Below are 10,800 nucleotides of genomic sequence, written 5' to 3'. Positions count from 1 at the left end.
GTGCTTAACGATCCCCGTTTTACTGTCGATGTCGAGCTGACCATTCCCTTTCATGATGTCGATGTGATGGGCGTGGTCTGGCATGGCAACTATTTTCGCTATTTCGAGATTGCCCGTGAGGCGCTGCTAAATCAGTTTGACTATGGCTATCGCCAGATGAAAGCGTCCGGCTACGTCTGGCCGGTGGTGGATACGCGAGTGAAATACCGCCACGCCGTCACCTTTGAACAGCGCATTCGCGTGCGGGCGCGCATAGAGGAATTCGAAAACCGTCTGCGCATTGGTTATGAAATTTTCGATGCCGACAGCGGCAAGCGCACCACGACGGGCTACACCATTCAGGTCGCGGTACACGAGCAAAGTCGTGAGATGTGCTTTGTCTGCCCGGCTATTCTGTTTGAACGTATGGGAGTCACGCCATGAGAGGGCTGTTGTTACTGGCGCTGTTGATCAGTCCGTTTGTCAGCGCCCTGACGCTTGATGATCTGCAGCAGCGCTTTACCGCGCAGCCGGTGATCCGCGCCCACTTTGATCAGGTGCGCACGATCAAGGATATGCCGCAGCCGCTGCGATCCGAGGGGACGATGTTGATCGCCCGCGACAAGGGCTTGCTGTGGGATCAAACCCGCCCGTTCCCGATGCAACTGTTGCTGGATGATAAACGCATGGTGCAGGTGATTAATGGTCAGCCGCCGCAGACTATCACCGCCGAGAACAATCCGCAGATGTTCCAGTTTAATCACCTGCTGCGCGCGCTGTTCCAGGCGGATCGTAAGGTGCTGGAGCAGAACTTCCGCGTCGCGTTTGCCGACAAAGGCGAGGGCCGCTGGACGCTGCGCCTGACGCCGATCACGACGCCGCTGGACAAGATTTTCACCCGCATCGATCTGGCCGGAAAAACTTTTCTGGAGCAGATCCAACTGAATGATAAGCAGGGCGATCGCACCGACATCACGCTTTCGCACCACCAACTGACACCCGCACAACTGACCGATGATGAACGCCAACGCTTTGCCGCCCAGTAAACGGCCCGCGCTGTTATGGGGCTTCGTCTGTCTGGTGATGGTGATGCTGCTCCTGACGCTACTGCCCAAAGCGCAACTGAACAGCAGTGTGCTGGCGATGCTGCCAAAGCAGGCGCTGGGCACGATTCCGCCTGCGTTGAACGACGGCTTTATGCAGCGTCTCGACAGGCAACTGGTCTGGCTGGTCAGCCCCGGTAAGCAGGCCGATCCCCAGGTTGCCCGCGACTGGCTGACGCTGTTGCAGCAATCCGGCATGCTGGCCGGGGTGAAAGGTCCGATGGATGCCGACAGTCAGCAGGCCTGGGGATCGTTTTTCTGGCAGCACCGTAACGGCATGATCGACAGCGAAACCCGTCAGCGGCTGCAAAACGGCGGCGAGGCACAGGCGCAGTGGATCCTCTCTCAGCTTTACTCGGCTTTTTCCGGCGTCAGCGGCAAAGAGTTACAAAATGATCCGCTGATGCTGATGCGCGGATCGCAGCTGGCGATGGCGAAAAATGGCCAACGGCTGCGCCTGATGGATGGCTGGCTGGTGACGCAGGACAGCCGGGGTAATTACTGGTATTTGCTGCACGGTGAGCTGGCTGGCTCATCATTTGATATGCAGCGCACGCATCAGCTGGTGCGTACGCTCGGCGCGCTGGAAAAAACGCTCAAGGCCGGGCATCCACAGGCTCAACTGTTATCGCGCGGCACGGTGTTTTACAGCGATTATGCCAGTCAGCAGGCGAAGCACGATGTCTCGACGCTGGGGCTGGCTACCGTGCTTGGCGTGCTGCTGCTCATCCTGGCTGTGTTTCGCTCGCTACGGCCGATTCTGTTGTGCCTGCTCTCGATTGGTGTGGGCGCGCTGGCAGGCACCGTTGTCACGCTGCTGGTGTTTGGCGAACTGCATCTGATGACGCTGGTGATGAGCATGAGCATTATTGGTATCTCTGCCGATTACACGCTCTATTATCTCACCGAGCGCATGGTGCACGGAGCCGATGCCTCGCCCTGGCAGAGCCTGGCGAAAGTACGTAACGCACTGTTGCTGGCTCTGCTGACGACAGTAGCCGCCTATCTGATTATGATGCTCGCGCCGTTCCCGGGCATCCGCCAGATGGCGCTTTTTGCCGCAGTGGGCCTGAGTGCCGCCTGCCTGACGGTAGTGTTCTGGCATCCGTGGCTGTGCCGCGGGCTGCCTGTACGTCCGGTGCCCGCCATGGTGCTGATGCTGCGCTGGCTGGCGGCCTGGCGGCGCAACAAAAAGCTGTCGCTCGGCCTGCCGCTGGCGCTGGCACTCTTTTCGCTGGTGGGCGCTGCCCGGCTGCACGTAGATGATGATATTGCGCAGTTGCAGGCATTACCGGCTACGGTGCTGGCGCAGGAAAAAGCGATTACCGCGCTGACGGGCCAGAGCGTGGATCAAAAATGGTTTGTGATTTACGGCCAGAACGCCCAGCAAACGCTGACGCGGCTGGAAGCCTTTACGCCGGTGCTGGAGAAGGCGAAAGCGCAGGGGCTGCTGAAGGGTTACCGCACCGTGCCGCTGAATTCTCTGGCCCGTCAGACACAGGACAGGGTGCTGTTAACCGAAGCTGCGCCGATGGTGCTCCGCGCGTTGAAGGCGGCCGGGATAACCACGGTCAATCCGGACCTGAATGCGATGCCGGTGACCGTCGCGGACTGGCTGGCCAGCCCGGCCAGCGAAGGCTGGCGGTTGCTGTGGCTGACGCTGCAGAACGGCGAGAGCGGCGTGCTGGTGCCGGTTGACGGCGTGAAAGACAGCGCGGCGCTGAATGCGCTCAGCCAGGGGACGCCCGGCGTGGCCTGGGTGGACCGCAAAAGCACCTTTGATGCGATGTTTGCTCTGTACCGCCATATCCTGACGGGACTGCTGTTGGTGGCGCTGGCGGTCATCGCCTGCGGAGCCATCGCGCGCCTGGGTTGGCGCAAAGGGGCGATAAGCCTGGTGCCGTCCGTATTATCGTTGAGCTGTGGCCTGGCCGTACTGGCGTTGAGCGGCCACGCGGTGAACCTGTTTTCGCTGCTGGCACAGGTGCTGGTGCTGGGTATTGGCATCAATTACACGCTGTTTTTCAGTAATCCTCGCGGCACGCCACTGACCTCTATGCTGGCCATCACGCTGGCGATGATGACGACGTTGCTGACGCTTGGCATGCTGGTTTTCAGCGCCACCCAGGCCATCAGCAGTTTCGGGATCGTACTGGTCAGCGGGATTTTCACCGCCTGGCTGCTTGCGCCCCTGGCGATGCCGACAAAAAAAGAGAAGAAAAGACGATGAGAAACCTGACTGTGCGTTTACTGAAAACATGCGGGGCGCGTCTGATGCGCACGACGCGGCCAGCACGGCCGCGCGGGGCGATCAGAAGCGGCCTGTTAGTGGCGGCCGCCCTGATTCTGGCCGGCTGCAGCCATGTCCACAAGCCGCAGGCATCGCGCCCGCAGGCCTGGCTGGCACCGGACGCGCGCGTTACGCTGCCTGCGCCGGGGATTTCGCCGTCGGTCAGTTCGCAGCAGCTTCTCACCGGCAGTTTCAACGGTAAAACCCAGTCGCTGCTGGTGATGCTCAACGCAGATGATAAAAAGCTGACGCTGGCGGGGCTGTCATCAGTCGGCATTCGCCTGTTCCTGGTGACCTATGACCAGCAGGGCGTGCACACTGAGCAGTCGATTGTGGTGCCGCAGTTGCCGCCCGCCAGTCAGGTGCTGGCCGACGTCATGCTCAGCCACTGGCCTGTGAGCGCCTGGCTGCCGCAGTTACCTGAAGGCTGGACGCTGGTGGATAAGGGCGATAAGCGCGAACTGCGCGATGCCAGCGGCAAGTTGGTGACGGAGATTACCTATCTGAACCGGCACGGCAGGCGCGAGCCGATCAGCATCCAGCAGCATGTTTTTCACTACCACATCACCATTCAATACCTGGATGACTGACATGATCTTCATTTCGGCCGTCGGCATGATTAACGCGCTGGGCAACGATAACGACACGATCGCGGCGAACCTGACACGCGGCGTGGCGCCCGGTATGCGGGCGCGTACCGGCTGGCTGCATGACCATCCGCAGGCAGTGCTGGCGGGGGTGGAGGGCGAACTGCCCGCCATCCCGGCGGCCTTCAGCGCACACCGATCGCGCAATAATCAGCTGCTGCTGGCTGCACTGGCGCAGATTCAGCCGCAGGTGGATGACGCGATAGCCCGCTATGGCCGCGACCGGGTGGCGGTGGTGCTGGGTACCAGCACCTCCGGCCTGGATGAAGGGGACACGCACGTCAGCCGGCTGCTTAACCAGCAGCCGAGCACGGCCTGGCACTATCCACAGCAGGAACTGGGCGATCCATCGCGCTTTCTCAGCCACTGGCTGGCGCTGGATGGTCCGGCCTTTACGCTCTCGACCGCCTGCTCCTCCAGCGCCCGGGCAATGATTAGCGGGCGTCGCCTGATTGACGCGGGGCTGGCCGATGTCGCCATTGTCGGCGGCGCGGACACGCTCAGCCGGATGCCGGTTAACGGCTTTCATAGCCTGGAATCGCTGTCGCCTACGCTGTGTCAGCCCTTTGGCCGTGATCGCAGTGGCATCACGATTGGCGAAGGCGCGGCGCTGATGCTGTTAACCCGTGAGCCTCAGCCGATTGCGCTGCTGGGCGTGGGCGAATCCAGCGATGCCTACCATATTTCTGCGCCGCATCCGCAGGGCGAAGGCGCTATTCGCGCCATCATGCAGGCGCTGAACGAAGCCGGTCTCACGCCAGAGCAGGTGGGCTATATCAACCTGCACGGTACCGCCACGACGCTTAACGATCAGATTGAGTCCGGCGTTGTGAATGCCTTGTTCGGCACGGCGGTACCGTGCAGTTCAACCAAACATCTGACCGGGCACACCTTAGGCGCGGCGGGCATTACGGAAGCGGCGCTCAGCATGCTGATTCTGCAGCGCGATCTGCCGCTGCCGGCCCAGGATTTCAGCCAGTCGCCGCGCGATCCTGATCTGCCACTGTGCGGCATTCTCTCCCGGCCTCAGCCGCTGGAACGCCCGGTAATCCTGTCTAATTCGTTTGCTTTCGGCGGTAACAACGCCAGTATCCTGCTTGGGAAGATTTCATGAGCCATTACTTATCCCCCGCTGAGTATTTGCCACACGATGCGCCGATGCTGTTACTTGAAACGGTCAGCAGCGTGACGGCTGACAGCGCAACCTGTTGCGTCACGGTGTCGCCCCGGAGCGTACTGGCACCGTTTCTGGATGCGGACGGTCATCTGCCCGGCTGGTATGCGCTGGAGTTAATGGCCCAGACGGTGGGCGTCTGGTCGGGCTGGCATCGCCATCAGCAGGGGCAGAGCAGCATCGCACTGGGAATGGTGCTGGGCGCACGGGAGTTAGTCTGCGCTACAGGCCGGTTGCCCGCCGATGCAGCACTGCACGTGCAGGTCAGACTGTTAATGCAGGATGCGCGCTTTGGCAGTTTCGAATGCACGATTACGGCGGATGAAGTGGTCCTGGCCACGGGCCGCGTGAACACCTTTCAACCCACCGCCGACGAACTTCATTCTTTATTTCAACAAGGAGCGTCCACATGAGTCGTTCAGTATTGGTTACCGGTGCCAGCAAAGGTATTGGTCGTGCCATCGCCTGCCAGCTGGCGGCGGACGGCTTTGTGATTGGCGTCCACTATCATCATGATGCCAGCGGCGCGCAGCAGACACTGGATGCCATTCTCGCGGCCGGTGGCGCAGGCCGTCTGTTGCAGTTTGATGTCGCGCAGCGTCAACAGTGCCGCGACGTGCTGGAACAGGATATCGAGGCACATGGCGCCTGGTATGGCGTGGTCAGCAATGCCGGTATTGCCCGCGATGCCGCCTTCCCGGCCTTAAGCGACGATGACTGGGACAGCGTGATTCACACCAACCTGGACAGTTTTTACAACGTGATCCAGCCATGCATCATGCCGATGATCAGCGCCCGGCAGGGCGGACGCATTATTACGCTCTCCTCGGTGTCGGGGCTGATGGGCAACCGCGGTCAGGTGAACTACAGCGCCGCGAAAGCGGGCATTATTGGGGCCACCAAAGCCCTGGCGATTGAGCTGGCAAAACGCAAAATCACCGTTAACTGCATCGCGCCGGGGCTGATCAATACCGGCATGCTCGACATGGAAGAGACCGCACTGAAAGAAGCCATGTCCCTGATCCCAATGAAACGCATGGGGCAGGCGGAGGAAGTGGCCGGTCTTGCCCGCTACCTGATGTCCGATATTGCGGGCTATGTAACGCGGCAGGTGATTTCCATCAACGGAGGGATGTTATGACACGGCGTGTCGTGATTACAGGTATGGGCGGGGTCACCGCCTTTGGTGAAAACTGGCAGGACGTGTCCGCCAGGCTGCTGGCATACGAAAACGCCGTGCGCAGGATGCCGGAATGGCAGGTCTATGACGGGCTGCATACGTTGCTGGGCGCGCCCATCGACGACTTCCGGTTGCCCGAGCACTACACGCGCAAACGCATCCGCTCCATGGGCCGCGTGTCTCTGATGTCCACCCGCGCCAGCGAGCTGGCGCTGGAAGATGCAGGCCTGATCGGCGATCCCGTGCTGACCAACGGTGAAACCGGCATTGCTTATGGCTCCTCAACCGGCAGCACCGGCCCGGTGAGTGAATTCGCCACCATGCTGACGGAAAAGCACACCAACAACATTACCGGTACCACCTACGTCCAGATGATGCCGCATACCACCGCCGTGAATACCGGGCTGTTTTTCGGTTTGCGCGGTCGCGTTATCCCGACATCCAGCGCCTGTACTTCCGGCAGCCAGGCCATCGGCTATGCCTGGGAAGCGATTCGTCATGGTTACCAGACGGTGATGGTGGCCGGTGGCGCAGAAGAGCTGTGCCCTTCGGAAGCGGCGGTGTTTGATACGCTTTTTGCCACCAGTCAGCGCAACGATGCGCCGACCACCACGCCATCGCCTTTCGATGAAAAACGTGACGGCCTGGTGATTGGCGAGGGTGCGGGTACGCTGATTCTGGAAGAGCTGGAACATGCGAAAGCGCGCGGCGCGACAATCTATGGCGAGATTGTCAGCTTCACCACTAACTGTGATGCAGCCCATATAACCCAGCCGCAGCGCGAGACGATGCAAATCTGCATGGAAAAAGCGCTCGCCATGGCAGGCTTAAGTCCGCAGAACATCGGCTATATTTCCGCACACGGCACCGCCACCGATCGCGGCGATCTGGCTGAAAGTCAGGCCACCGCCGCGATTTATGGCAATCAGGTCCCGATCTCATCACTGAAAAGCTATTTCGGTCACACGCTGGGTGCCTGTGGCGCGCTGGAAGCCTGGATGAGCCTGCAAATGATGCGCGAGGGCTGGTTTGCGCCTACGCTGAATCTGACCAAACCGGACGCGAACTGCGGCGAACTGGATTATATCATGGGGCAATCCCGCAAAATTGACTGCGAGTTTTTCCAGAGCAATAACTTTGCGTTTGGTGGGATCAATACGTCCCTCATCATCAAGCGCGTTGCCTGATATGTACCAAATCTTTCTGGGCAAGATTTCTCAACTCAGTGTGGCACCGCTTGCACCCGAGCTGACCGATCAGGCACCCACAGGCGCGCGCCGTGCCAGCTGGCTTGCCGGGCGCGCGCTGCTCTCTGCGGCAATAACGCCGGTTCCCGCGATGCGGTATGGGGTGAATGGCAAACCCGCATTTGCCCCAGAGGTACAACGGGGATTCAGCCTGAGTCACAGCGGGGATGCGATTGCTCTGCTGTTCAGTGATGAAGGGGAGGTGGGCTGTGATATTGAAGTCATACGACCGCGACCTCACTGGCCGCGCCTGGCTGAAAATCTCTTCAGTCCGGGTGAGCGGGCGCAGATTGCGGCCAAACCGGTATCCCAGCAGTTAGCGGCCTTCTGGCGCATCTGGACGATCAAAGAGGCTATCATCAAGCAGCGCGGCGGGAGTGCCTGGCAGATGGCCAGCATCGACAGCACCGCACCGTCAGCGCTGTCGGTCAGCGCGCTGCAGACAGGCGAGCTGAGTCTGGCGGTCTGCACGCCAACGCCGTTTGAGTTGACGCCTGAGACAATTAAGGTGACAGGAACATTGTGACGCCTGCGTGATGCACATCGAAAAGGTCAACAGGCTTTATGCAGTTCTTTTCCCTGACAGGGAAAACGGTGCCCCGGCGCGATAAGCATGGCTGTAAGAGGGAGATACTGTTGTGAATCACAGGGCTGCTCCGTCAGCCCTGTCGCCGCTTTTAATGGCTCTGCTTACTCTCTTCGTCTTTATGCTTCTTCGCCAGGTAATGTCCTGCCGCGCAGCCCGCCACGGCACCGGCAACCGCATGGTGTTTAAGGTGCCCGGCTACGCCGCCGACCAGCGCGCCTTTCAGGCAGCCTTCTGCCTGTGCCTGAGAGGCAACCGACATTAACAGGCCAAGCGTGACCACAAAAAGGGGAAGTTTACGCATCGTTTCTTAATCCTTATCGGGAGTGCTGTGTTTACGCTGCGACAATAACCGTAATGAAGCATGAGTGGGCAAAAAAGTGCAGGGCTGTTGTACGACGGTTGTAAAAAAAGTGGATAGACCCGATGGCAAAGGTCTGGCACAACGTGTGCCTGCGATAACTGGGGTTTGCGCAGGCAACACCGGGTTCAGGGCTTGCGCATAATCCGTTGGCCATATTCATCAGTGCCCGCCGCGCGCCAGCCGTGTTTTTCATAAAAACGTTCAGCAGGGGAACCTGTGTCGGTGGTCAACATCATCGACCGGGCCTGTTGTTGTCTGAACCAGTCGGTGATGTTTTCAAGCAGTTGGCTACCTATCCCGAGCCGCTGAAACGCGGGCTTGATAAACAGGCCACCGATTAACGGATCGGGCGCATAAATACCCAGCCCGTAACCGACGTACTCGTCATCGACGTTGGCGATCCAGCCACCGCCCTGGCGGATATCGTCAAGCGCCTGCTCACGCTGCAGATAGCGGATCTGGTGAGCATGCAGCCGGTTTTCCGTCACCGAGAAGCGGATTTCATACATCTCTTTCAGATGCCGCTCGGCCAGTTTTTCGTAGGTAATATGCATAGTGCCTCGCAAATCATCATTGAACCGTTGATGTCATGACCTTACCGGTTTACGCCTGAACAGCATCTCAACGCGCCGGGGCGATCGCGCGCCGGTGAGGCTGACGGCAGGTTAACGCCATTCTTTGACGTTCATCACAGCCTGCGCTTTTTGCGACGCTATCACCTCGCTTCCCGGAGAAAAAATGTAATAAATACCGCGTGATCAATTCAATTATCGGGACGCAAAATGAAGAAAAAATTAACCTGTTTATCTCTGGTGGCCGGAAGCCTGCTGATGGGATATGGACCCGCACTGCTTGCCGCACCGTTACCGCAAACCCCGGATACTCACATCCCCGTGAGCCGCTATATCACCGCGCTGAATCCCGATCACTCCATTACCTTTCGCCTGTTTGCGCCCGCCGCGAAGCAGGTTGCTGTGGTCACGGGGGCCACGCCGCTGAGTCAGCAGTCCCATGATATGAAAAAGGACAGTGCCGGCATCTGGTCGTGGACCAGCGAGCCGCTGAAGCCCGATTTATATGAGTACTATTTTGATGTGGATGGTTTCCGCACGCCGGATACCGGCAGCCGCTTTACCAAACCGCAGCGCCAGGTGAACACCAGTATGATTCTGGTGCCGGGCAGCATTCTGGATGAGCGTAACGTGGCGCACGGCGATGTGCTGACGCTGACGTATCATTCCACCGCACTGAAATCCGAACGTCAGGTCTTTGTCTGGGCACCGCCGGGCTATAAGGCAGACGGTAAACCGTTGCCGGTGCTCTACTTCTATCACGGTTTTGGCGATACCGGGCTGTCCGCCATCTCGCAGCTCCGCCTGCCGCAGATCATGGACAACCTGCTGGCCGAAGGCAAAATCACGCCGATGCTGGTTGTGGTGCCCGATACCGAAACGGACATCGTGCAGGCCATTCCTGAAAACTTTCCCCCAGCCGACCGTCGCAAAGACTTTTATCCCCTCAATGCCGCCGCCGCCGATAAGGAACTGATGCAGGACATTATCCCGCTGGTGGAAAAGCGCTTTACCGTCAGTCGCAAACCGGCAGACCGGGCGATTGCCGGACTGTCTCAGGGCGGCTATCAGGCGCTGGTGTCAGGCATGACGCACCTGAACGACTTTGGCTGGCTGGCCAGCTTTAGCGGCGTGACCACCAGTACGGTGCCGAATGAGGCTGTGACACGCCAGCTGAGTCAGGCGCAGGCGGTGAATAAGCAGCTGAAAAACGTTACGCTGGCAGTGGGCGATAAAGATATCGTGACCGGCAAAGACATTGCCGGACTCAAAGCCGAGCTGGAAAAGCAGGGCGTAAAATTCCATTACACTCAATATCCGGGGTTGGGGCATGAGATGGATGTCTGGCGACCTGCGTATATCGAATTTGTGCAGCAGGTGTTTAAACCGCAGCAGCCATAGTCAGGCCCGATCCCTTCCTGTGACGGTGATTCAGGGCAGCATTTACGGAATCACCGTTATTCACAGCATTCTTCCCCGACGACGCTAAACAACGTCGCTGAAATACCCTGCACGTCCTTTAAATAGCGTTTTTATTTATTTCTTCAGCCTGCCGTGTCAGGTAAGTAAAAAATCACTGCCAACGTCGATAGTAAATGCTGTAAACGCCGTGTGGGAAAAACCTGCGTCAGCCATTTTTCAAAATGACCGGTATTGAT

Annotated in this window: 12 protein-coding genes; 10 read left to right on the top strand and 2 right to left on the bottom strand. The window is 59.1% G+C overall.

Features of this window, described 5'->3' with window-relative positions:
• From RAC60_RS04925 to acpT, 9 genes are read left to right on the top strand one after another with little or no spacing between them, the layout of a single operon-like run.
• Entirely contained in the window at positions 1-423 is a 423-nt protein-coding gene (locus RAC60_RS04925) for a thioesterase family protein (protein ID WP_039338828.1), read from the top strand.
• Entirely contained in the window at positions 420-1,025 is a 606-nt protein-coding gene (locus tag RAC60_RS04920) for an outer membrane lipoprotein carrier protein LolA (protein ID WP_058708672.1), read from the top strand. The genes RAC60_RS04925 and RAC60_RS04920 overlap by 4 nt, the downstream gene beginning before the upstream one ends.
• On the top strand, positions 994-3,312 hold the full coding sequence (locus tag RAC60_RS04915) for an MMPL family transporter (RefSeq protein ID WP_375092792.1): 2,319 nt from the start codon (positions 994-996) through the stop codon (positions 3,310-3,312). Before RAC60_RS04920 ends, RAC60_RS04915 begins: the two co-directional genes overlap by 32 nt.
• 44 nt (positions 3,313-3,356) lie before the next feature.
• Complete coding sequence (locus RAC60_RS04910; RefSeq protein ID WP_375092988.1) at positions 3,357-3,962, top strand: DUF3261 domain-containing protein; 606 nt, start codon at positions 3,357-3,359, stop codon at positions 3,960-3,962.
• Between the two features lies 1 nt (position 3,963).
• On the top strand, positions 3,964-5,133 hold the full coding sequence (locus tag RAC60_RS04905; protein ID WP_039338825.1) for a beta-ketoacyl-[acyl-carrier-protein] synthase family protein: 1,170 nt from the start codon (positions 3,964-3,966) through the stop codon (positions 5,131-5,133).
• On the top strand, positions 5,130-5,606 hold the full coding sequence (locus tag RAC60_RS04900) for a 3-hydroxy-fatty acyl-ACP dehydratase (protein ID WP_058708674.1): 477 nt from the start codon (positions 5,130-5,132) through the stop codon (positions 5,604-5,606). The genes RAC60_RS04905 and RAC60_RS04900 overlap by 4 nt, the downstream gene beginning before the upstream one ends.
• Entirely contained in the window at positions 5,603-6,334 is a 732-nt protein-coding gene (locus tag RAC60_RS04895; protein ID WP_205951216.1) for a 3-ketoacyl-ACP reductase FabG2, read from the top strand. The genes RAC60_RS04900 and RAC60_RS04895 overlap by 4 nt, the downstream gene beginning before the upstream one ends.
• On the top strand, positions 6,331-7,560 hold the full coding sequence (locus tag RAC60_RS04890) for a beta-ketoacyl-ACP synthase (protein WP_205957240.1): 1,230 nt from the start codon (positions 6,331-6,333) through the stop codon (positions 7,558-7,560). The genes RAC60_RS04895 and RAC60_RS04890 overlap by 4 nt, the downstream gene beginning before the upstream one ends.
• Before the next feature lies 1 nt (position 7,561).
• On the top strand, positions 7,562-8,146 hold the full coding sequence (gene acpT / locus RAC60_RS04885) for a 4'-phosphopantetheinyl transferase AcpT (RefSeq protein WP_039338821.1): 585 nt from the start codon (positions 7,562-7,564) through the stop codon (positions 8,144-8,146).
• A gap of 151 nt (positions 8,147-8,297) precedes the next feature.
• On the opposite strand, the gene RAC60_RS04880 is transcribed toward acpT, so the two are convergent.
• Complete coding sequence (locus RAC60_RS04880; RefSeq protein WP_033740144.1) at positions 8,298-8,510, bottom strand: hypothetical protein; 213 nt, start codon at positions 8,508-8,510, stop codon at positions 8,298-8,300.
• Positions 8,511-8,695: 185 nt separating this feature from the next.
• Positions 8,696-9,124 carry a GNAT family N-acetyltransferase gene (locus RAC60_RS04875; RefSeq protein WP_205955934.1) on the bottom strand — a complete coding sequence of 143 codons (429 nt, stop codon included), beginning with the start codon at positions 9,122-9,124 and terminating at the stop codon, positions 8,696-8,698.
• 276 nt (positions 9,125-9,400) lie between these two features.
• On the opposite strand from RAC60_RS04875, the gene RAC60_RS04870 reads away from it, so the two are divergent.
• On the top strand, positions 9,401-10,543 hold the full coding sequence (locus RAC60_RS04870) for an alpha/beta hydrolase-fold protein (protein WP_052133195.1): 1,143 nt from the start codon (positions 9,401-9,403) through the stop codon (positions 10,541-10,543).
• The last annotated feature ends 257 nt before the right edge of the window (positions 10,544-10,800 follow it).

Origin of the sequence: Pantoea sp. BR_17 (assembly GCF_041955125.1) — a bacterium.
GTDB lineage: Bacteria > Pseudomonadota > Gammaproteobacteria > Enterobacterales > Enterobacteriaceae > Pantoea > Pantoea stewartii.
This window is presented reverse-complemented; position numbering and strand designations above follow the sequence as displayed.

Bases quoted from the DNA above. Each gene is read 5' to 3' on its own strand.
- RAC60_RS04895 (WP_205951216.1), top strand. From the start codon at position 5,603: ATGAGTCGTTCAGTATTGGTTACCGGTGCCAGCAAAGGTATTGGTCGT.
- RAC60_RS04880 (WP_033740144.1), bottom strand. From the start codon at position 8,510: ATGCGTAAACTTCCCCTTTTTGTGGTCACGCTTGGCCTGTTAATGTCG.
- RAC60_RS04915 (WP_375092792.1), top strand. From the start codon at position 994: ATGATGAACGCCAACGCTTTGCCGCCCAGTAAACGGCCCGCGCTGTTA.
- RAC60_RS04910 (WP_375092988.1), top strand. From the start codon at position 3,357: ATGCGCACGACGCGGCCAGCACGGCCGCGCGGGGCGATCAGAAGCGGC.
- RAC60_RS04875 (WP_205955934.1), bottom strand. From the start codon at position 9,124: ATGCATATTACCTACGAAAAACTGGCCGAGCGGCATCTGAAAGAGATG.
- RAC60_RS04890 (WP_205957240.1), top strand. From the start codon at position 6,331: ATGACACGGCGTGTCGTGATTACAGGTATGGGCGGGGTCACCGCCTTT.
- RAC60_RS04905 (WP_039338825.1), top strand. From the start codon at position 3,964: ATGATCTTCATTTCGGCCGTCGGCATGATTAACGCGCTGGGCAACGAT.
- RAC60_RS04920 (WP_058708672.1), top strand. From the start codon at position 420: ATGAGAGGGCTGTTGTTACTGGCGCTGTTGATCAGTCCGTTTGTCAGC.
- RAC60_RS04870 (WP_052133195.1), top strand. From the start codon at position 9,401: ATGGGATATGGACCCGCACTGCTTGCCGCACCGTTACCGCAAACCCCG.
- acpT (WP_039338821.1), top strand. From the start codon at position 7,562: ATGTACCAAATCTTTCTGGGCAAGATTTCTCAACTCAGTGTGGCACCG.
- RAC60_RS04900 (WP_058708674.1), top strand. From the start codon at position 5,130: ATGAGCCATTACTTATCCCCCGCTGAGTATTTGCCACACGATGCGCCG.